The sequence below is a fragment of the Kitasatospora sp. NPDC088742 genome (assembly GCF_055584905.1).
Genome location: NZ_JBVJLD010000020.1, coordinates 104520 through 125305, shown reverse-complemented (window position 1 = coordinate 125305; position 20786 = coordinate 104520). Strand labels below are relative to the sequence as shown.

Genomic DNA, 20786 nt, shown 5'->3' with positions numbered 1-20786 from the left:
GCCCACTTCGAGGGCCGCACCTTCAACGGCTGGCACCACCACGTCACCCTCGCCTCCCTCGCCCACGCCTTCTGCACCCTGCGGAGGCTGACCCGTGCCCCAAAAGAAACGGCACCGGCCTGAGCCTCTACCAGGTCGTCCGCGAGCTGCAGTTACTCCTCGCGACCTGGGCCGGCACCTGCCCCACCTGCCACCGCAACATACCCACACCCACACGAACCTGACCAAGCCCTACTAGCAGCTGGAGCCCCGCCCCCTCGGATATGCCGAGGTCGAGGGGCGGGGCCCAGGAAAGGCGGGGCGGTGGTCAGCCGAGGCCGCGGGCGTCCTGCTTGAGGGCGGTGTCGACGGTGAGGGCGGTCGCCACGACCAGGCTGATCAGCGGGTCGGGGAGCGGGCGGTGGATCTGGAGGACGTAGTTGTCGGCCGTGGTGAACATGGTCTTGGCCAGGCCCTCCCAGGTCTTGGTGATCCGGGCGATCTCGGTGTCGTTCTCGTCGACGATCGAGAAGTTCCAGGCGCGCCAGTTCTCGGCCTTGACGGCGCCGATCTTCCGGCCGCCGACCTCCAGCGCGAAGTTGATCTTCCCGATCGCGTTCTGCTGGACGATCTGGCCGACCTCCTGGCCGTCCGGACGCTGCACGATGACCCGGGACTTGATGAACTTCGCCGGGCGGGTGAGCAGCAGCACCGGGGTGCCCTGCGCGTCCCGGATCTCCAGCTTGTGGGTCAGGTACTGGTCGATGGAGAAGAGCAGGCGGACGAGCTTGCGCAGACCGCTCTGGCCGACCTGGACCACCGAACCCAGCGAGGCGCCCTGCTGGTCGAAGACCGCGTACTCGTTGGTGAGCTCGATCAGCTTGGCCTTCTGGTTCACCACCAGGACGGGCTCGGAGAAGAGACTGCCGCCACCACCGGTGATGGGGCCGACGCCGGCCTGCTGCTGCACCTGGCGCTGGATCTTGGCGGAGTCGCCGGCCGCCGCGGCCGGCTGCCCGGGGATCCCCGGGGTGTTCGTGTTCTGGGACATGGCGGGCAGGCTAGGGCCCGGCGCTCCGCGAGCGCCAAGCCGTTTGGCGGGACGGCGCCTGGTCCAGACCGCCGATCGCGGCGCTGACCTGCGTGTTCGCCTTCGGAGCACGGCAGTTGACCAACCGACAGGGAGCTTGGCTGTGGCGGAAGTCACACCCCGTCAGGCGTCTTCCCGCAGGTCGTGGGCCCTTCTCCGCCACCTCAAGTCAGAGCCGGCAGATGCGGCGATCGCGCTCAGGTGTCCTGGGGCTCAGCGGCCGTCGGGCGGCGGCTCCAGGTGGCGCGCAGCCCACCGGCCGCGGCGGAGGTCGCGAGCGCGCCGGCGGCGGCGACGCCGAAGCCGATCCCCAGGAGGAGCGGGTCGGGCGGGAACGGCCCGCCCACTACGGGGTCGGCCACGCCCTCGGGGTCGAGGGTGATGCGCACCCGGTCGCCGACGACGTACCCCGAGTCGTTCCGGAGGGACTTCTGCCGGCTGCCGTCGTCGAGCCGCAGGTCGAGCATGGGGGCGGGCCGGTCGTCGGTGCTCACCCAGGTCCGCGTCACCACCGCGGTCGAGGTGCGGCCCCGTTCCTCCATGATCTGCTGCTCCGCGAGGACCATCCGTCCGAACAGCAGGACCGTGCAACCGATCACCAGCACCCAGACGGCGCAGCGCGCCGCGAACTTCCGTTCGGCTTCGTCGGACACCGCCCTCCCCACCGGGAAGAGCGCGAGCACCAGCAGGCCGCCCAACGGCAAGGCGAGCCAGACGCCGGCCCACTGGTACGCCGCCCGCACCACCAGCTCACCGAGCCCGACCACCACCCCCAGCCCGATGGCCGCCTCCACCACCACCCGCATCCACCGCAGCACCGTCGCCGCCCGCAACCACCGCGGCACCCTCACCCCTCCCCCGGCCGTCACCACGCGTTCAGCGGCCCCGCTGCCAGGGCACGGCCCGTCGGACGGCCGAGCGGATGTGCGCGACGGTGTCGGAGGGGCCGAGTTCGTGACGGAGGTTCAGGAGGTAGCCGGCCGGGTGTCCCGCGAGGGTCTGCCGCCGCTGGTCTAGGGCGCTGCTCACGGCTCCCACCAGGCACCCGGCCGCCACGCCCGCGCTGGTGGCTGCGCCGGAGAGGTGGACGGCGTTGGCCAGCACGCCCAGTGCGGTCGGTGGCGCGAGGGTCTGCAGGCTGAGGACGGCCCGGACGGGCTGGAGCCCGAGGCGGCCGAGCTCTCGTTCCATGGTCTCGACGGGTTGGGCGATGTTGCTCTCCACATGGTTGCGCAGCCTGACCGCCCGTACGGCGGGGTCGGGGATGGCGCTGATCTCGACGAAGTCGGGGGCGAGCGAGTCCAGGAACTGGCGGTAGCGCATGAGTTCGGGCAGCAGGCGGCGCCTGGCCTCGATGATCCGCGCGACGGGTACGTCCGCCAGATCCCGGGGGACGACCGTCTGGACGGCCAGCACCGCGAACGCGCTGCCGTAGTCCTCCCGCACGCCGGCTGCCGGGAGGTCGTCCTCCTCGGAGAGGAGCATCCGTGCCAGGGCCTCGACCGTCCAGCCCGAGCTCGCGGGGCAGAACAGCACCTGGTCGGTGACCGGTGTCATCCCGTTCTCCCGGGCGATCACATCCGCGAGGATCGCCAGGTAGACGCCGGCCAGGCGGTGATGCATCGCCAGGTCGCCGCTGCGGAGGACCCGTCCGTCCTCCGCCCGGCGCCACTCGTACTGCCGGGACACCAGGAGGTCCGCGTCCGCGAGCCGGCCGGCCAGCGTCCACGAGACCTTGCCGGGGTGGACCTCCTGCAGCCGGGGGTCGAGCGGCGGCGGCCCGTCGTACACCTCGTAGGGGTCGAGCGCCGCGAGGCCGAGTGCCCGCGCTCCGTACCGGGGTGTCAGGACGTCCTTGTAGCGGTCGAGGAAGTCGAAGAACAGCGCGTCGACCTGGTCCTGGGTGTCCGCGTGGCGGTAGTCGGCCGGGCTGCCGAGCCGCGCGAGGACGTCCTCGTCCACCCAGCGCCCACGGGACGTCGACCCCCACCCGGGACGGACGTCCACGATGAAGTCCAGCTCGTCACGGAGTTGCTTCACCGTGTCCGAGTCCCGCAGGCCGTAGTACCCCTGCGGACGGATCCGGCCGAGCTGCGGCCAGTGCAGGGCCGCGGCCTTCACCCAGCCGTCCTCGGGGAGGCTGACGTAGGGGAAGTAGAGGGCGATGTCGCTCACGGGCACCACCTTGCCCGTCAACGGCCGTCCGAGGGGCGGGAACCGGCAATCTCGGCCGACCGCCCCCACCCCTTCGCCTCAGCCGGCCAGTTCCTCCAGCACGGCCTTGGCCGCGTTGTGCCCCGGGATGCCGCTGACACCGCCGCCGCGGACCGCGCCCGCCCCGCAGAGCAGCACGTTGGCGTGGGTCGTCGCGACACCCCAACGGGCAGCGGCACCAGGCGAGTTGGACCCTTCCTCGGACGCGAAGGGGAAGGCGAGGTCGCGGTGGAAGATGTGGCCGCCCGGGAGGCCGATCTCCCGCTCCAGGTCGAGCGGGGTCTTGGCCTCCACGCACGGCTGCCCGTCCGCGTCGGACGCCAGGCAGTCGGCGATCGGTTCGGCCAGCACCGCGTCGAGCTGCGCCAGACTGGCCGTCAGCGCGCGCTCCTTGGCCACCGGGTCGGTGAACAGCCGTGCGGGCATGTGGAGTCCGAACAGGGTGAGGGTCTGGAGACCCTGCCCGACTGCCTGCGGCCCGAGGATCGACGGGTCGGTGAGGGTGTGGCAGTAGATCTCCGAGGGCGGCGCGGACGGGATCCGGCCAGCCGCCGCCTCGGTGTAGGCGGTGGCCAACTGCCGGTAGCCCTCGGCGATGTGGAAGGTCCCGGCGAAGGCGTCGCGCGGGTCGGCGGCCGCGTCGCGGAGCCTCGGCAGCCTGCGCAGCACCATGTTGACCTTGAGTTGGGCACCCTCGGGAGCGGGCCCCGGTCCGGGCTGTTCGCCGAGCAGCCGCTCCAGCACCGCCGGGGCGGCGTTCACCAGCACCCGCCGGCCAACCGCCAGCCCCTCCCCATCCCGGTGACGGTACGTCACCTCGGCCTCGCCGACGCCGTCCGTGGCCACGACGGTGACCTCGCAGCCGGTCCGGATCTCGGCGCCGGCCGCCTGCGCCGCCTCGGCCAGCGCGGCGGTGACCGCGCCCATGCCGCCGGCCGGGACGTCCCAGTCGCCGGTGCCGTTGCCGATCACGTGGTAGAGGAAGCAGCGGTTCTGGAGCAGGGAGGGGTCGTGGGCGTGGGTGAAGGTGCCGATCAGCGCGTCCGTGAGGACCACCCCGCGCACCAGGTCGTCGGCGAAGGTGCGCTCGACCACCTCGCCCAACGGGCGTTCGAAGAACGCCTCCCAGGCCGCGTCGTCACCGACCACCTTGCGCAGGGCGGACCTCGACGGCAGCGGCTCGGTGAGCGTCGGGAACACCCGCCGCGCCAGCCGGCCCGTGGCGCCGTAGAACTCCTGCCAGGCCCGCCACTCCCGCTCGCCGCCGGTCAGCGAGCGGAACGACTCCCGGGTGCGCTCCGGGTCGGCGGCGTCCACCAACAGCCCGGTGGGCTTGCCGTCCCGGACGACGGGCGTGTACGAGGAGATCCGGCGCCGCCGCAGGTCCAGCCGGAGCCCGAGCTCGCGCACCACCCGGTGCGGCAGCAGGCTCACCAAGTACGAGTACCGGGACAGCCGCGCGTCCACGCCCGCGAACGCCTGGGCCGACACGGCGGCGCCGCCCACCTGCGGCAGGCGTTCCAGCACCAGCACCCGCTGCCCGGCGCGGGCCAGGTACGCCGCCGCCACCAACCCGTTGTGCCCGCCACCGACGATCACGACGTCGTGCCGGGAGGACGATTCCGAGTTCACGCCGCCACGCTACGGCACCGCTCCGCCACTGGGGAACCACGCGTCACCTATGCGTCACCCCCTGGTCGGCGGCGCTCGGAGGTGGCACCCTGGGCGCCATGCCAGGATTCTTCGCAAGCGTACCGATCCGCCAACTCCCCCTCGAAGACGGCCACCTGAGCTACCGTGAGGCCGGCTCCGGCCCCCCGCTGGTCCTCCTGCACGGCGGGTTCCTCGACCACCGCCTGTGGGAGGAGCAGTTCCGGCACTTCGCGCCGACCCATCGGGTGATCGCCTTCGACGCGCGCGGCCACGGCACCTCCTCCGCGGCCACCCGGCCCTACCGTCCCGTCGACGACCTCGCCGCGGTGCTGCGCGGGCTGGACGCCGCCCCGGCCGTGCTGGTCGGTCTCTCGATGGGCGGGGCGACGGCGGTCGACTGCGCGCTGGAGTACCCGGAGCTGGTCCGCGCGCTCGTGGTCAGCGGCGTCGGCACCAGCGAGCCGGAGTTCGAACACCCTTGGAACCTGGGCGTGTTCGCCGATCTGCTGAAGGCGATGGCGGCCGGCGACACGGACGGCATCGCGGACGTGCTGCTGTCCTTCGTCACCGGCCCCGAGCGCACCCTGTCCGAGGTCGACCCCGCGACGGTCGCGCTGGTGCGGACCATGAGCCTGGACACCATCGCCAAGCACACCCCCGACGAGCCCGACCACCGCGTCCCCGTCACCGACACCTGGCGCCGCGCCATCCGCCTCACCCTCCCCACCCTCGCCGTCAACGGCGCCGTCGACGGCCCCGACAACCTCGCCATGGCCGCCCGCCTGATCGCCGGCATCCCGGGCGGACGCACCGTCAGCATCCCCCGCACCGCCCACTACCCCAACCTGGAGGCCCCGGCCCGCTTCAACGCGGCGCTCGCCGCGTTCCTCGACCGGCACTCCGGTGCGGCTCCTACGGCCTCCTGATCCCGCCGACCGGTGAGCACCTCGGACACCGCCGACCTGCGGTTGTGTCCGCCCGGCGGGCCGGGTGATGCTGATCGACATGCCGTTGACACCCGTGCTGACCCACTGGGACAGCCCCTTCGTCAACTTCCGGGACTTCGTCTTCCCCGACGGGCGGGGGCACGGGTACCGATGGGTCCACCTGAAGCGCTTCCACCTGCCGTCCGACCCGACGGACGACCCGCCGGACGACCGGGGCCTGCTGACCGCCCTGCTCGCCCATCCCGAGTTCCGGGACACGTACGACGGGTCGGACCTATGGCTGGAACCGCGCCACGGGCCGTGGTGGTCGGACCGCATCACCCCGGACACCTACCTGGCCGTTGACGAGGCGACCGCCACCGGTGTGATCCGCACCTGGGCCGCCGGCGGAGCCGGCGTCCCCGCCGAGCTCGACGCGCGACTGCGGGAGGCGGTCTACACGCCGATCGGCCAGGCGACGAGTCGGTACGTGCTGGGAGACCTTCCCCGCGACGCGCACCACGACTACGGCCCGATCCACACCGAGTTCCACGAACTCGTCCTCGTCGACCGGCGCGCGGGCGTTCTCACCCTTCTGGTCGCCGCCGACGACTGACCGCGGCGGACCCCGTCCACCGCCCGGGCGTCGTGCCCGCGTACCGGTCGGAGCCGGTCGCGTCCTCACTCCGCGCCCGCGGCCCCCGACATCCGGGTGAGTCTGGCTGCTGCCTGGGCGGCCATCGTGCGTGCCAGGTCCAGTGACTCGGCCGCCGTGGGCACGCCCGAGCCTTCGGCGAACGAGGCGGCGTAGTGGTGGGTGACCGTTGCGGCGGCCGCGCTGACCAGGTCGCGGGCGGCGGCCAAGGCCTCGATGTCCGGGGCCCGTTCGTCCGGGCCGGCCGCACGGCTCAGGTCGGCGACCAGCAGGCCGAGCCGTAGGACCAGCAGGAGCCGCTCCTCGTCGGGTGCCCCCGGCAGCGCTTCGGCCACCACCTCGCCCCGGACCGGCCCGTACGCGCTGCGCAGCGCCGCGGTGTCGGCGCCCGAGCGGCGGGCGTCCAGTTCGGCGCCGACCAGGTGCGCCTCGGCCGAACCGAGCAGCGCGGTGGCCAGCATCACGGCGCGCGTCACCTCGTCGGTGACCCGGTCCGGCTGCCACCCGACCCCCAGCACGGTGAGGGCCTCACTCAACTGCTCGGCATGGTCCGCCTCGCGCTCTCCCATCCGGCACTCCCTTCCCTCGACCCCCAGAGTGGCCCGCGCGCCCCCGGAAGCGCAGCTGATTCACCCGATCGGCCCGCATTCCGCCCGGACGGGAGGACGGAGAGGCGACAGCCTGACGGTGACCCATCAAATAGGAGCGGTTAGGCTCCCCCTGACGGACAGTTGATCAAGGGGGCGGCATGTCGGACCGGCTTGCGGTGGTGTCGGGCGGTGGGACGGGGATCGGGAAGGCCATTGCCCGGGAGCTGGCGGAGGCCGGGCACCGGGTGGTGGTGATCGGCCGCCGGGCCGAGGTGCTGGCGGGCGCGGCCGAGGAGATCGGCGGCGACCGCGTGATCCCGGTCGCCGCCGACCTGACCGACCCCGCCCAGGTGGAACGCGCGGCCGCGCGGATCGCCGAACTCGGCCCCGTGGACGTGCTGGTGAACAACGCTGGTGCCATCATCACCCGCCCCGCCGACACCTCCCTGGCCGCGCTCGCCACCTCCTGGCGGCACGACCTCGAGGTCAACCTGATGACCACCGTGCTGCTCACCACCGCCCTGACGGAGCAGTTCCGCAGGCCAGGCGCCCGCCTGGTGATGATCAGCTCGGCGGCGGCCCAGCGCGGCGGCGCCGGCCCGCACTCGGCCGGTTCCTACGCCGCCGCCAAGGCCGCCGTGCACGGCTGGGCCCTCGGCCTGGCCCGCCAACTCGGGCCCGAGGGCATCACGGTGAACGTCCTGGCCCCCGGCTACGTCGCCGACACCGAGATCTTCGGCGAGCAGTGGAGCCCCGAGTTCCACGCCGCCAAGGTCGCCGACACCCTGGTCGGCCGGGCCGGCACCCCCGCCGACGTGGCGGCCGCCGTCGCCTACCTCGCCTCCCCCGCCGCCGGTTACCTCACCGGCCAGATCATCGGCCTCAACGGCGGTGCGGTACTGGGCCGTTGAGGCCGGGGAGCAGAGCCTCGGCCGTACGAACCCTCCGTCCGGTCCTCCTCCGCGGCCGCTACCCGGCGGACTTCGGGATCGCACTGCTCGTCCAGGCACTGGTCGCGATCCCCTTCCTGGCCCCGGGCACGGCGGACCTCAGCCTGCTCGGCTTCCTGCTCACCAGCAGCGCCGTCTGGGCCCTGGTCTGGCGGCGCCGGTGGCCGTTCGCGGTGCTGGCGTTCGTCGCCGTGGTCGGTACGGCGGCGGTGCTGTACAAGCGGCCGGGACAGCCGTTCCCGTACGCGTCGTTCGTCGCGATGTACAGCGCCTTCGCGCACGGTTCGCGCCACCGCCGTCTGCTGCTGACCGGGATCGCGGTGGTGGCCGTGCCGGTGGTGCTCCTGGTGGAGGCCCTGAAGCACCACCAGGTCCAGGACGCCGTCTTCTACCTGATGTCCTTCGCCGCTGCCGCCGCCTCCGGCACCGCCGCCCGGGTGCGGCGGGAACGCCTGCGCCGCGTCGAGGCCGAGGCCGCGCTGGCGACCGCCGAGGCAGAACGGGCGGCCGCCGAGGCGCGGCGCGCGGCGGCCGAGGAGCGGGTCAGGATCGCCCGCGAGATGCACGACGTGCTGGCCCACGCCGTCGTCCTGATGACCGTTCAGGCGGAGGCCGGCCCGCTGATGGTGGAGCACGCGCCGCCCCGCGCGGTCGCCGCCTTCGAGGCGATCGCCGACGCGGGCCGCGACGCCACCGTCCAGCTGCAGCGCATCCTCGCCGCCCTCGGCACCGAGGAGGACGACCCCGCGCCGCGCGCCCCGCAGCCGACCCTCGCCGAGCTGCCCGCCCTGGTCGAGGGCGTGCGGCGGACCGGCCTGGCCGTCTCGCACGAGGTGACCGGCGCGCCCCGGCCACTGCAGCCCGACGTCCAGCTCGCGGTCTACCGCGCCGTCCAGGAGGGCCTCACCAATGTCGTCCGCCATGCCCGGGCCACCTCTGCGGCCGTCCGACTCCGCTGGCAGGAACAGGAGTTGACCGTCACCGTGACCGACGACGGCTGCGGCCTGGCCACCGGCGGCAGGGGCGGCGGCCGCGGCCTGGCCGGGCTGCGCCGGCGCGCCGTCAGCTGCGGCGGCTCCGCCACGGCCGGTCCCCGCGCCGACGGCCTGCCCGGCTTCGAGCTCGATCTCCGACTCCCCCTGCCCGCCCCCGCCCCCACCACAGGAGGTACACCGTGACGATCCGGGTGGTGGTCGCGGACGACCAGGAGCTGGTCCGCAGCGGCTTCGTGATGATGCTCGACGTGCAGCCCGACATCGAGGTGGTGGGCGAGGCGGGCGACGGCGCCGAGGCGCTCGCCCTGGTGCGGGCGCTGCGGCCGGACGTGCTCGTGCTGGACATCAGGATGCCCGGGACGGACGGCATCGAGGTGACGAAGGCGCTGGCCGCCGAGGGTTCGGACTGCCGGGTGCTGGTGCTCACCACCTTCGACGTGGACGAGTACGTCTACGACGCGCTCTACGCGGGGGCGGCCGGCTTCCTGCTGAAGACCGTGCGGCGGGACGACTTCGTCCAGGCGGTCCGGGTGGTGGCGGCGGGCGAGGCCCTGCTCTCCCCCTCGGTGACCCGCCGTCTGATCGCCGACTACACCCGGCGCCTGCCCCGCACGTCCCCGTCCGACGGCGGCGAGCGGCTCGGCGCCCTCACCACCCGCGAACTCGAGACCCTGCGCTGCCTGGCCCAGGGCCTCTCCAACGCGGAGATCGCGGCGCTGCTGGTGGTCACCGAACACACCGTCAAGACGCACGTCAGCCGGATCCTCACCAAGCTCGGGCTGCGCGACCGCGCCCAGGCGGCGATCCTCGCCTACGAGAGCGGCCTGGTGGTCCCCGGTACCAGCAACGCAGCGGGGACCTGAGCCCTCGTCATCCTCCGGAGTGACGTCAGGGACCACTCCTCAGCGCGATTCGCCCGCGTGCCCCCGGAGCGGACCATGGCGGTGCAGACGGCCGCTCCCGGCCGCCCGAATCCCTGGAGACCTCCGTGCGAACCGCCGCGCTCACCACCGCAGTCGCCCTCACCCTCGCTCTTGCCCCCGCGACCGCCATCGCAGACTCGCACGACGGACGGGGCACCCTGGTCTCCGCCGAGGCGCTCACCTCCCTCTCCCGGGAGGCCACCACCGACTACCTCCTCCGCCACGGCTACCCGTCCGCCGCCGCGGCCACCGGCACCGACACCTACCGCCTCGTCTACCGCACCGTCACCCCCGAGGGCCGCCCCACCACCGCCTCCGGCCTGCTGGCGCTCCCGCAGGACGGCGGCCGCCGCCTGCGCCCGGTGGTCTTCGAGCACGGCACCATGACCGGCCGCGCCGACGCTCCCTCGACCGGCCCGGACGCCCGGGGCGAGAGCCTGCTCTTCGCGGGCGCCGGCTACGCGGCCGCCGCGCCGGACTACCTGGGGCTTGGCACCGGGCCCGGCCTCCACCCCTACGCGGACGTGGCCTCGGAGACCACCGCCTCGATCGACCTGCTCCGCGCCGCCCGTGCCTTCACCGCCCAACGGGGCCACCGGCTCGACCACCGCGTCCTGGTGACCGGCTTCTCCCAGGGCGGCCCGGCCGCGATGGCACTGGGCCGCGCCCTCCAGGACGGCGCCGACCCGCACTTCCGGCTCGGCGCCCTCGCCCCGGTCAGCGGTCCGTACGACGCCGAGCACGCCGAGATGCCCGCCGGGTTCGACGGCACCCTGGACCCGAGGAGCGCCACCTACTACTTCGCCTACTGGCTGGTCGCGATGAACCGGCTCCACCCGCTCTACCGCGACCCGGCCGAGGTCTTCCGGCAGCCGTACGCGGCCACCGTGGAGGGCCTGTTCGACGGCGGCCACGGCAGCGCCGAGGTGGCCGGGGCGCTGCCCGCCACCCCGGCCGAACTGCTCACCCCGGAGTTCACCGCCCGGGCCGCGCACCCCACCGGCGCCCTGCTCGACGCGATGCGGGCCCAGGACTCCACCTGCGACTGGGCGCCCGCGGCCCCGGTCCGCCTCTACGCGGCGAGCGGCGACCGGGACGTGACCGTCCTGAACGCCCGCCACTGCGCGGACCGGCTGGCGGCGCACGGCACGGACGCCCCGCTGCTGGACCTCGGGCCGATCGGCCACTCGCCCTCCAAGAAGGCGGCCCTCCCGCAGATCCTCAGCTGGTTCCAGCAGCTGCTCCCTGCGGCCTGACCTCCGAGGCCGCCCCGTCCGATCCGACCGCCGCCGCAGCCTGACCCGCCCTCAGGGCGCGCCGGGCCGCCCGGCGGTCGAGCAGCCGGTTCACCCCGAGGACGACCACCGCGGCGTACGTCCAGCCGAACAGGATGTCGATCGCGAAGTGCTCACCGCCATAGATCAGGGTGAAGGCCATCGCCGCCGGGTACGCGGCGAGCAGCACCCGGACCCGCCGGCTCGCGACCGGCCAGAAGAACAGGGCGATCATCATCGGGTACGCCGAGTGCAGCGAGGGCATCGCCGCCACGTCGTTGGCGAACCGGCTGCCGCCCTCGAACACCGAGGCGGCGCGCGGCAGTCCGCTCTGGCTGAGCACGTCGGCGACGATCCGGGTCACCTCGGGCATGGCGCCCTGCTGCCCGGCCATCCACGGCGGCACGGCCGGGTAGAGGACGTAGGTGAGGAAGCCCGCGTAGGTCAGGGCCAGGTAGCAGGCCAGCAGCCGCCGGAAGCGGGCGTGGTCACGCCGCCAGAGCACGGCCAGCAGGACGAAGACCACGAAGAAGTGCGACATGTAGACGGTGACCGCCGCGTAGTCGTACACGTGGGCGGTGCCGGGGGTGTAGAGGGCGTGCTGCAGACGCACCGTCAGGGTCTGGCCCGCGCCGAGGGCGGTGTCGAAGGCCAGCTGGGGCCGCAGGTGGGGCGCCCACGGGGTGTGCGCGCCGAAGCCGCGCAGCAGCGAGTAGGTCAGCACGGCGGCCATCACCGGCACCCAGTCCCGCAGCACCAGCGCCGCGCGGCGCCACCCGTGTCCGCTGTGCACGGCGGCGGCCAGCAGCGCGCCGATGAGCCAGAGGAAGACCAGGTCCTCGGTGTAGGGCAGTCCGTTCACCCACGTCCAGCGCGCGAGCAGGACCAGGTAGACCGGCCAGGCGGCCTTGCGGAGGACCGACCACCAGCCGGCCGCGGACGCTGAGAGCTGCTGTTGGGCCACGGCTGTGTCCCTTCGTGTAGGTACGGGGTCACCGAGCCTGGCACGCGATCATGAGTGGCACCTGAACGGGGTGTTCCGCACTCCTCGGGAACGTACAGGAACCATCCGGCCGCTTTCCTGAGGCTCCGTCAGTTCACCCTGGCGCCAAGGGAATCGGCTTGATCCGGGCGGCCCGGTGCGGTTGGCTCGGGGCATGATTGTCGAATACGTCCGGTACCGGATCACCGACGGCCGCCAGGCCGCCTTCGAGCAGGCGTACGGCCGCGCCGCCGGGCCGCTGCGGGCGGCGGAGCAGTGCGTCGACTACGAGCTCTCCCGCTGCGTCGAGGACCCCGAGGCCTACGTCCTGCGGATCCGCTGGACCTCCACCGAGGAGCATCTGCGGGGCTTCCGCGCCGGCCCGGAGTTCGCGGCCTTCTTCGCCGAGATCAAGCCCTACGTACAGGACATCGAGGAGATGCGGCACTACGAGGTCACCGAGGTGGCCGGCCGGGGCGGTTCGAACCCGACCCTGTTCGAGTGGGCCGGCGGGGCGGACTCCTTCGAGCGGCTGTTCACCCGCTTCTACGAGCACGTCGGCGAGGACGAGGTGCTCGCCCCGGTGTTCGCCGGGATGGACCCGCACCACGCCGAGCACGTCGCCGCCTGGCTGGGCGAGGTGTTCGGCGGCCCGGCCCGGTACAGCACCGGCCACGGCGGGCACCGGCACATGGCCTCCCGCCACCTGGGCCGGGGCGTCACCGAGCAGCAGCGCCGCCGCTGGGTGGCCCTGCTGCTGGAGACCGCCGACGAGGTCGGGCTGCCCGCCGACCCGGAGTTCCGCGGGGTGCTCGCCTACTACCTGGAGTGGGGCACCAGGATGGCCGTGATCTACTCCGGCCCGAACCCGCCGCCGCTGCCCGAGACCCCGATGCCGCAGTGGGACTGGGGCATCACCCCGCCGTACCGGCCCTGAGCCCGCAGCAGGACCGGGAGCGGGGACCGGGGGACGGGGGACGGGGGCGTCTCCGAGGGGTGAGACGCCCCGTTCCCCGCCAGGCCCGCTCTGTGTAATGTCACACGGCATGAAACCCTCCTTCGCTGCCGCCGCCCTGGTGGCGAGCACACTGCTGTGCACCCTCTCCACCGCCCCCGCCCAGGCCCTCGACGCCGGGTGCACCGTCACCACGCCGTCCCAACGAGGCGCCGAGGAACGGCGGTTGGCCGATCCGCGCAGCGCCGACCTGGTGACCGGGGGCGGCCTCGGCAGCTTCACCGCCCGCTTCCCCGCCGCCCTCTGCTCCACCCGGAGCGCCCGCGAGGCCGAGGAGTTGGCCGACTCCTGGGGCGTGGCGCTCTGGCAGTCGGCGGTCAACCGCGCCCAGGGCCGCCGCCCCGGTGGCGGTCTGGCGCCCGGCGACGACCGGCCGCTGTACTGGGCGCGGCTCGCCATGGTGGACCAACTGAACGGCTGGCAGCCGCAGTTCGCGGTGGACACCGCCGCGCTCCGGGCCCGCTTCGAGGACGCCTCGCGCGGTCTGAAGGAGAACGAGTTCAGCGCCGCCACGGGCCTGAAGCGGATCTTCGTCAGCGGCTTCGACCCGTTCGGCCTGGACGGTGACCTGCGCACCGCCAACCCCTCCGGCTCGGCCGCGCTCACCCTCAACGGACGCCGCGTCACCTTGGACGACGGCTCCACCGCCGAGATCCGCGCCGTCATGCTGCCGGTCCGCTACGGCGACTTCGACCGCGGCATCGTGGAGCGGGCGTACGGCCCGCGGCTGGCGGCGGGCCCGCGCTCCGCCGACCGGATCACCTCGATCAGCCAGGGCTACCCGGGCCTGTTCACGGTGGAGGAGTGGGCCGGACGGTCCCGCTCGGCCGACCCGTACCCGGACAACACCGGCGCGCTCTCCGGCGGGACGTACCAGAACCCGGTGGTGGCCCCGGGCATGGGCCCCGGCCCGGAGTTCATCCGCACCACCCTCCCGGGCGCCGCCCTGGAGCAGGCCACCCAGACGCCGTACCCCGTCCTGGTCAACACCGAGGTCACCGAGATCCCGGCCGGCCAGACCGACCCGGTGGACCGCGAGGACGGCCCCACCCCCGACTCTCGCGCCGTGGCGGGCGGGGGCGGCGGCTACCTCTCCAACGAGGTCGCCTACCGCAGCAACCGCCTGCGCCAGGAGCTCCGCCCCACCCTGCCCGGCGGCCACCTGCACACCCCCGTGCTGACCGGCCTGCCCTCCGACCGCGCCCAGCTCACCGGCCCCGCCTTCGAACAGAACGAGGCCGCCATCACGGCCGAGGTCCTGGTGCTGCTCCGCGCCGGATGGCGGACGGCCGGCTGAGTGACCGTCAGGCCACCGGCCGTCGGCCGGTGAGGTGAAAAGTAGGACGGGCAGGGCGAGGCATCACGGCGCGGGCGTGACGAAGGGTCAACCTGGGGCATCCTGCGGCTCCTGAGCCGTGTCCCCCAGGTCTGGAGCCCGTGCATGAGACGCCTCGCCCTGCCAACTGTCCTGCTCGCCACCGCCCTTGCCCTCACCGCGGCGCCCGCCGCCCACGCCGCGCCCGGCGACAACGGCACCGTGAAGATCCACAAGACCACCACCCCGACCACCGACACCAGCGACGAGCCCAAGGTCTGCAAGTTCTACATCGCGGCCCTCAACTTCGACGCGATCCAGCTGGTGACCTACACCCTCTCCCAGCAGCCGCCGACCGGGAACGCCCAGGTGGCGGCGGGCGGGGTGGCGCTCGTCGGCGGCAACGGCCGCTCGCAGGACTACACCCTGCCGGAGGGCCACTACAAGCTCGAATGGACCTTCGCCGGCGAGAACGGCAACGCCAAGCAGAAGGTCTTCACGGTCGACTGCTCGCCGCTGGACTCCGACCTGCCCATCAGCAGCGCCCCGAGCGGCAAGCCCAGCGGCAGCCCGAGCGGCAGCGCCGGAAACGGCTCCGGCACCGGCTCCGACGGGCTCCCCGTGGGCGGCGTGGACGCGGGCGGCGGAGGCAGCTCCGACGGGCCCGACCCGGCCGAGATCGCCGGGGGTTCGGCCCTGCTGATCGGTGCCGCCGCCGTCAGCGTGCGGTACCTGCGGCGCCGCGCCGCCCGTCATGCGGAGGACTGAGCCCAGCTCCGTCCGCTGCGGCCCCGGCGTCCTCACCGCCGGGGCCGTGGCGGTGGCGGTCCTGCTCGGCGGCTGGCTGGTGCACGACGGCACGGCCACCGCCGGACCGCCGCAGCCCCCCGTCGCCGCCGACGCCGCCCCCTCCCCGACCGCCACCCTCCCCGCCTACGCGCCCGCGCTGCCGCCCTCCCCGCCGAGCCGGATCCGCATCCCCTCGATCAAGGTCGACGCGCCCGTCACCGGCGTCGGCCTGGACGCCACCGGGCATCTGACGTCCCCTCCGATGACCGAGCGCAACCTGGCCGGCTGGTACCGCGACGCCACCGCCCCGGGCGCGAACGGCACCGCCGTGCTGCTCGGCCACGTCGACAACCGGACCGGCCCCACCGTCTTCCACCAACTCGGCCTGCTCCGGCGCGGCGACACCGTCGAGATCACCCGGCAGGACCGCCGGACGGCGGTCTTCACCGTCACCGAGGTCCGCACCCACCCCAAGTCCGCCTTCCCGACCGAGGCCGTCTACGCCTCCACCGGCCACCCCGAACTCCGGGTCCTCACCTGCGGCGGCCACTTCGACCGCGGCAACGGCGGCTACGACTCCAACGTGGTCGTCTCCGCCCGCCTCACCGCCACCCGCTGACCGTCCGTCACCTCACAGCCCCTCAGCGCCCCGGCTCCTCAGCGCCGGGACCCCGTCGGCCGGCACGGCGGTCACCGGCGCCTCCGGCCGGGCCGCCCAACGCCGGATCCCCGCGACGTCGATCCCGAAGGGCGGCTCCGCCTCGAACGGCGCCAGCCCCGCCGCCGCCCGCGCCAACAGGGTGGCGGCGCCCTTGGCGTTCCCCCGCGCTGCGTGCGTCAGCCCCACCGCGTACTGGGCCAGCGCGCGCCACAGCGCCCGCTCCTCCTCCGGAGCGGACTTCCACCGGTCCTCCAGTACCTCGTGCGCGTGGAACGGCCGCCCGGCGTCCAGCAGTTGCTGCGCCTCCGCCAAGGTCCGCCCCGCCGACCGCACCACCCCCTCCGGCTGCCGCGGCGCCCCCTGGCTCCCGTACGCCAGCGGCCGCCCCAACCCGTCCCGCGGGCGGCCGTTCCGCGCCCGCCCCTCCGCGTCCCGGTCCCGCCCGGCCACCCGCCGGGGAACCGCCTCCCGCGGCTCCACCTCCCGGTGCCCGCAGTCGCCGTCCGCCCGCGGCCGCCCGCACTCCGGGCACACCTCCCCCACCCAGCACGCCGTCTCGCCGCCGTCGGCCTCCGCTTCATCCATGGGGCCATTCTCCCGCCCACGCGGTGGAGTCCGAGCCGAGTCCGAGCCGATCCCCGCCGCCGACCGGGCCGTCCAGGGGCCGGCGGCTCAGTAGCCGGCCGCGACGGCGGTGCCGAGCAGGAGCAGCACCACCCCGGTGACCATCCGCAGTCCGCGCTGAACGGACGGGCGGCTGACCAGGGCCTGGCCCCGGTTGACCCCCCAGGTGAACAGCACGTACCAGCAGGCGTTGACCGCGGCCCAGACCACGCCGAGCAGGGCGCTGGAGGCGAAGACCGGGCCGTCCGCGGTGACGAACTGCGGCAGCACCGAGACGGCGAAGACGCCCGCCTTGGGATTGCCGAGGTTGGTGGCCAGTCCGGTGCCGAAGGCGCCCCAGCGGCGGGCCGGGGCGTCGGCCGGGCGGGCGGCGCCGCGCTTGGCCCGCAGGGTGCTGACGCCGAGCAGGAGCAGCACCACCCCGCCCGCGATCCGGACCACCGCGTAGACGCTCGGGTTGGCGAGCAGCAGCGCGGAGAGCCCGGCGGCGGCCGAGAAGGACCAGAGCAGCAGCCCGGTCGCGTTGCCGGCGATGGTCACCCGGGCGGTGCGCAGCCCGCCCTCCAGGGTCTGACGCATCATCAGGGCGTGCCCGGCCCCCGGCAGCATGGCCAGCAGCCAGGTGGTCAGGACGAACAGTGGCAGGTGCGTGGGCATCGAGGCCTCCTTGAGTCGGGCGCCCCGGCCACCGCCCCGGCCACCGGGCCGGCCGCGGGGCGCGGCAGGCCTCAGCCGAGGAAGTCCAGGACGAGTGGCCCGGCGACGGCGCGGAACTCCTCGAAGTAGGCGTGCCGCGCCCCGGCGATGAGCTCGAGCCGGGCGCCGGGGATCCGGTCGGCCAGCAGGTGGGCGTTGACCGTGGGGTTGAGCAGGTCGTCGGTGCCGTGCAGCACCAGCGTCGGGCAGGTCAGGCCCGGCAGTACGTCCCAGGCGTCGTGCCGGTTGCTGGCCACCAGGTGGTGGCCCCGGGCGTGGGCGGGCATGCCGGGGTCGCCGAGGGTCCGGTACGGGCCGGGGTTGGCGGCCAGCCAGCCGGGCGTGTACATCAGGTCGAGCAGGGCGGCCCGGGAGACGGCCGGGTCGCGGTCGGCCAGCGCGCGGCGGACGGACTGGTCCCGCTCGACGGCCCGCGGGCCGCCGGGCGAGGTGCAGCCGAGCACCAACGTGCCGACCCGGTGCGGCTGGTCGGCGGCGAACCACTGGGCGACCCGCCCGCCCATCGAGGTGCCGTACACGTCGGCGCGCTCGATGCCGAGTTCGTCGAGCACCGCCCGCAGGTCCTCGGCGAGCAGCCGGGTGCTGTAGGGCACGTCCGGCTTGTCGCTGTCGCCGGTGCCCCGGTAGTCGAGGGTGAGGGTGCTGCGGGAGGTGTGGAAGTCCTCCCGGACCCCGTCCCACCAGTGGTGGTTGTTCGCCTGCCCGGCGAGCAGGACCAGCGGGGCGCCCTCCCCCCGGAGCTGGTAGGCGATGCGGGTCCCGTCGGTGGCCTCGGCGTGCGGCATGGGCGAATTTCCCTTTCTGTCTGCTCGGTGATTCTGGCATCCGCGCATTCGCGCCCACAAGGTTCGCGGGCGTCCTCGGGGAGGCATTCTGTCAGCTCGCGGCCGCACCGAAACTGCCTCCCCCCTGTGCCGCTCCCGAGCCGTCGGAGTCCGTAGCGTGAAAGGCATCGCTTTTTTCCGACGGCCAGGGGAGTGCCACATGGAGATTCTCGACTGCACGCTGCGGGACGGTAGTTATTCCGTTGATTTCCAGTTCACCGAGGAGACCGTCACCTCGGTGCTCAGCGGCCTGGAGGCTGCCGGGATCGGCCTGGTCGAGCTCGGCCACGGGCTCGGGCTGGGGGCCGGCGAGACGCTGGGCCGGCCCAGCCTGGTGTCGGACGCGCGCTCCTTCGAGCTCGCCGAGCGGACGCTGAGCTCGGCCGCCTGGGGGATGTTCTGCATCCCCGGGCTGGCCTGCGAGAACGACCTGCGGGCGGCGGCCGCGGCGGGCATGGACTTCGTCCGGATCGGGGTGGACATCACCGACGTGGGCCCGGCCGCGCCCTTCGCCGAACTGGCCCGGGAGCTCGGGCTGCGGGTCTTCGTGAACCTGATGAAGACCAACGTGTACACGCCCGAGCAGGTGGTCGGGATGGTCCGCCGGTGCGCCGGGTACGGGGCCGAGGCGGTCTACCTGGTCGACTCGGTCGGTGGCTACCTGCCCGGCGAGGTGGCCGACCTCTTCGCCCGGGTGGGCGCCGAGGCGCGGGTGCCGCTGGGCTTCCACGGCCACGACAACCTGGGCCTGGCCAACGCCAACGCGCTGGCCGCCGCGCAGCACGGCGCGCGGTACGTGGACACCACCCTGGACGGCATCGGGCGCGGCGCGGGCAACACCGTGACCGAGGCCTTCACCGCCATCCTGTCCCGCAGCGGGCTCGAGGGCCGGTACGACCACCGGGCGCTCTCCGAGCTCAGCGAGGCCGTGGTCCGCCCGATCCCGCGGCTGCCGGACGACCGGACCTTCCAGGTGCTCGGCGGGCTGACCCGCACCCACTCCAGCTTCTTCCCGCTGCTCAGCCGCTGCGCGGAGGCGACCGGGGTGGACGTGTTCGAGCTGATGGCGGCGGTGGCCGAGGTGGACCGGGTACGCCCCTCGGAGCAGTTGGTGAAGGAAATCGCGGTGATCATGACGGAGTAACCGGAACTACCGTGGTCCATTTTTGGGGGGGCTGCCATACTCTCCTCCCGTCGCATTCATCTGGCTACGGGGGCTGGAATGAATTCCCTTACGGGAATGCCGGAACATTTCGCGAGAGTTGACGAACCATCTGCCGAGGAATTCGGCAGCAAATTACAACGCTATCGCCGCAGGGCCCGGCTGAGCCAGCGGGCGCTGGCCGGGCTCTCCACCGTCAGCGTGCGGGCGGTGCGGAACCTGGAGCTCGGGCAGGTCGGCGCGCCGCGCCGCGAGACCGTCCGGCTGCTGGCCACGGCGCTGCGGCTCGGCCCGGAGGAGCAGCTCTCCTTCGAGCTGGCGGCCGGCCGGTCGGGCGAGGAGGCCCTGCTCGATTCCCTGGAGCCGCCGGTCCGGCTGCTGGCCCGCCCGCTGATCGGGCGCGCCGAGGAGCTCGACCACCTGGTCGGCCGCCTGCTGGACGAGGCGGACCGCTACACCGTGGTCTCCGGGTTCGCCGGGGTCGGCAAGACCCAGCTCGCGGCGGCCGCCGCCCGGGCCGTCCAGGAGGAGCGGACCGTCCCGGTGCACTGGGTCCGCCTGCCCCCGGCGGAGGCCGGGGCCGCGCGCCCCGCATCCGGCCGGGGCGCCGGGCGCGGCGGGGCGGCGGCGGAGCTGACCGGCGGGCCGGGCACCCGGGCGCACCGGCTGGCCCGGCAGCTCGGGGACCGGCCGGGGCTGCTGGTGCTGGACGGGAACGACCACGGGGCGGTGGCCCAGGAGACGGTCTGGGCACTGCTCCGGGAGTGCCCGGGGTTGAGCGTGCTGGAGACCGGGCGCGATCCGCAGGGGCTGCCCGGGCGCCACCGGCTGCCGCTGGCCCCGCTGGCCGGGCGGCGCCAGGGCGCGGCCGACGGCGGACCCGCGCTGGCCTACCTGCTGCGGCGGCTCACCGAGCTGCGGCCGGCCCGGACGCCCGGCGCGGGCGAGCTGGGTGCGGGCGAGCTCGGTGCGCTCGCCGAGGTCTGCGACCTGCTGGACGGGCTGCCCGGGGCGCTCGAATCGGCGGCCTGCTGGGCCACCGTGCTCTCCGTGCCGGAGCTCTTGGAGATGGCCCGCAGTGAGCCCGCCGAGCTGGCCGCCCACCCCTCGACCGGGGCCGGCCCGGCGGCGGCCACCCACCGGCTGATCGGTCAACTTACCTCCACCACCCGTGAGTTGGCGCTGCGACTGGCCGACCACCCGGACGGCTGGACGATCGAGCGGATCGGCCTGCAGACCGGCCTGCCGAAGCTGCGGACCGCCCTCGCCGTCCAGGAGCTGCTGCACGTCGGCCTGGCCACCGAGGTGGCCGGGACCCCGGGCGGCCCGGCCCGCTTCGCCCTGCTCAACCTGGTCCGCGCCGCCCTGCGCGAGCGGGCTCCGCGCACCCCGCACCGCTCGCTCGCCCTCGCCGCCGGCTGAGCCCACCGCCTCACCTACCTCACACC

General features: G+C 74.2%; 21 protein-coding genes. 12 read left to right on the top strand and 9 right to left on the bottom strand.

The genetic code is table 11. The annotated features are described in order from the left end of the window. Window positions 1–307: 307 nt before the first annotated feature. The 4 genes from ACZ6ZR_RS18075 to ACZ6ZR_RS18060 form a co-directional block, all read right to left on the bottom strand. Window positions 308–1141, bottom strand: coding sequence for an LURP-one-related family protein (locus ACZ6ZR_RS18075; protein ID WP_465643390.1), 834 nt, complete (start codon window positions 1139–1141; stop codon window positions 308–310). 125 nt (window positions 1142–1266) lie between these two features. Beyond that, window positions 1267–1914: a hypothetical protein gene (locus ACZ6ZR_RS18070; RefSeq protein WP_465643389.1), complete on the bottom strand. Its 648-nt coding sequence runs from the start codon at window positions 1912–1914 to the stop codon at window positions 1267–1269. Window positions 1915–1945: 31 nt separating this feature from the next. Beyond that, entirely contained in the window at window positions 1946–3244 is a 1299-nt protein-coding gene (locus tag ACZ6ZR_RS18065) for a DUF6236 family protein (protein ID WP_465643387.1), read from the bottom strand. A 78-nt stretch (window positions 3245–3322) separates the two neighbouring features. Continuing rightward, a complete protein-coding gene (locus ACZ6ZR_RS18060; RefSeq protein ID WP_465643385.1) occupies window positions 3323–4915 on the bottom strand; it encodes a phytoene desaturase family protein in 1593 nt (530 codons plus the stop codon). 98 nt (window positions 4916–5013) lie between these two features. Here ACZ6ZR_RS18060 and ACZ6ZR_RS18055 point away from each other — a divergent pair, with 98 nt between their 5' ends. Beyond that, complete coding sequence (locus ACZ6ZR_RS18055) at window positions 5014–5862, top strand: alpha/beta fold hydrolase (RefSeq protein WP_465643383.1); 849 nt, start codon at window positions 5014–5016, stop codon at window positions 5860–5862. Between the two features lie 79 nt (window positions 5863–5941). Next, window positions 5942–6478 carry a hypothetical protein gene (locus ACZ6ZR_RS18050; RefSeq protein ID WP_465643381.1) on the top strand — a complete coding sequence of 179 codons (537 nt, stop codon included), beginning with the start codon at window positions 5942–5944 and terminating at the stop codon, window positions 6476–6478. A gap of 65 nt (window positions 6479–6543) precedes the next feature. Here ACZ6ZR_RS18050 and ACZ6ZR_RS18045 read toward each other — a convergent pair whose 3' ends face one another. Further along, window positions 6544–7086: a hypothetical protein gene (locus ACZ6ZR_RS18045; RefSeq protein WP_465643379.1), complete on the bottom strand. Its 543-nt coding sequence runs from the start codon at window positions 7084–7086 to the stop codon at window positions 6544–6546. 179 nt (window positions 7087–7265) lie between these two features. On the opposite strand from ACZ6ZR_RS18045, the gene ACZ6ZR_RS18040 reads away from it, so the two are divergent. The 4 genes from ACZ6ZR_RS18040 (at window position 7266) to ACZ6ZR_RS18025 (ending at window position 11231) form a co-directional block, all read left to right on the top strand. Next, entirely contained in the window at window positions 7266–8018 is a 753-nt protein-coding gene (locus ACZ6ZR_RS18040) for an SDR family NAD(P)-dependent oxidoreductase (protein ID WP_465643377.1), read from the top strand. Further along, window positions 8015–9235, top strand: a complete 1221-nt coding sequence (locus ACZ6ZR_RS18035) for a sensor histidine kinase (protein WP_465643375.1) — start codon at window positions 8015–8017, stop codon at window positions 9233–9235. Before ACZ6ZR_RS18040 ends, ACZ6ZR_RS18035 begins: the two co-directional genes overlap by 4 nt. Then, window positions 9232–9915 (top strand): response regulator, encoded by a 684-nt coding sequence (locus ACZ6ZR_RS18030; RefSeq protein WP_465643373.1) that lies wholly within the window; start codon window positions 9232–9234, stop codon window positions 9913–9915. Before ACZ6ZR_RS18035 ends, ACZ6ZR_RS18030 begins: the two co-directional genes overlap by 4 nt. Window positions 9916–10040: 125 nt before the next feature. Beyond that, complete coding sequence (locus ACZ6ZR_RS18025; protein ID WP_465643371.1) at window positions 10041–11231, top strand: alpha/beta hydrolase; 1191 nt, start codon at window positions 10041–10043, stop codon at window positions 11229–11231. Here the strand turns inward: ACZ6ZR_RS18025 and ACZ6ZR_RS18020 are convergent. Beyond that, the gene (locus ACZ6ZR_RS18020; RefSeq protein WP_465643369.1) at window positions 11197–12213 is read right to left on the bottom strand and encodes a phosphatase PAP2 family protein; all 1017 of its coding nucleotides are present in this window, start codon (window positions 12211–12213) and stop codon (window positions 11197–11199) included. The genes ACZ6ZR_RS18025 and ACZ6ZR_RS18020 overlap by 35 nt on opposite strands. A 193-nt stretch (window positions 12214–12406) precedes the next feature. On the opposite strand from ACZ6ZR_RS18020, the gene ACZ6ZR_RS18015 reads away from it, so the two are divergent. The 4 genes from ACZ6ZR_RS18015 (at window position 12407) to ACZ6ZR_RS18000 (ending at window position 15969) form a co-directional block, all read left to right on the top strand. Further along, a complete protein-coding gene (locus ACZ6ZR_RS18015; RefSeq protein WP_465643367.1) occupies window positions 12407–13168 on the top strand; it encodes a globin domain-containing protein in 762 nt (253 codons plus the stop codon). A gap of 109 nt (window positions 13169–13277) precedes the next feature. Beyond that, window positions 13278–14543: a pyroglutamyl peptidase gene (locus ACZ6ZR_RS18010; RefSeq protein WP_465643365.1), complete on the top strand. Its 1266-nt coding sequence runs from the start codon at window positions 13278–13280 to the stop codon at window positions 14541–14543. Between the two features lie 144 nt (window positions 14544–14687). Further along, window positions 14688–15329, top strand: coding sequence for a hypothetical protein (locus ACZ6ZR_RS18005; protein WP_465643363.1), 642 nt, complete (start codon window positions 14688–14690; stop codon window positions 15327–15329). Further along, window positions 15316–15969, top strand: coding sequence for a class F sortase (locus ACZ6ZR_RS18000; protein ID WP_465643361.1), 654 nt, complete (start codon window positions 15316–15318; stop codon window positions 15967–15969). The genes ACZ6ZR_RS18005 and ACZ6ZR_RS18000 overlap by 14 nt, the downstream gene beginning before the upstream one ends. A 12-nt stretch (window positions 15970–15981) precedes the next feature. On the opposite strand, the gene ACZ6ZR_RS17995 is transcribed toward ACZ6ZR_RS18000, so the two are convergent. The 3 genes from ACZ6ZR_RS17995 to ACZ6ZR_RS17985 all read right to left on the bottom strand — a co-directional run bounded on the left by ACZ6ZR_RS17995 (window position 15982) and on the right by ACZ6ZR_RS17985 (window position 18137). Then, window positions 15982–16596: a DUF309 domain-containing protein gene (locus tag ACZ6ZR_RS17995; protein WP_465643359.1), complete on the bottom strand. Its 615-nt coding sequence runs from the start codon at window positions 16594–16596 to the stop codon at window positions 15982–15984. 87 nt (window positions 16597–16683) lie between these two features. Further along, on the bottom strand, window positions 16684–17292 hold the full coding sequence (locus ACZ6ZR_RS17990) for a LysE family translocator (RefSeq protein WP_465643357.1): 609 nt from the start codon (window positions 17290–17292) through the stop codon (window positions 16684–16686). A 71-nt stretch (window positions 17293–17363) separates the two neighbouring features. After that, window positions 17364–18137, bottom strand: coding sequence for an alpha/beta fold hydrolase (locus ACZ6ZR_RS17985; RefSeq protein ID WP_465643355.1), 774 nt, complete (start codon window positions 18135–18137; stop codon window positions 17364–17366). A gap of 199 nt (window positions 18138–18336) precedes the next feature. Between ACZ6ZR_RS17985 and ACZ6ZR_RS17980 the strand changes: the two genes are divergently transcribed. Both ACZ6ZR_RS17980 and ACZ6ZR_RS17975 read left to right on the top strand, forming a co-directional pair. Then, window positions 18337–19320: a beta/alpha barrel domain-containing protein gene (locus tag ACZ6ZR_RS17980; RefSeq protein ID WP_465643353.1), complete on the top strand. Its 984-nt coding sequence runs from the start codon at window positions 18337–18339 to the stop codon at window positions 19318–19320. 96 nt (window positions 19321–19416) lie between these two features. Continuing rightward, window positions 19417–20760 (top strand): helix-turn-helix domain-containing protein, encoded by a 1344-nt coding sequence (locus ACZ6ZR_RS17975; protein WP_465643351.1) that lies wholly within the window; start codon window positions 19417–19419, stop codon window positions 20758–20760. The last annotated feature ends 26 nt before the right edge of the window (window positions 20761–20786 follow it).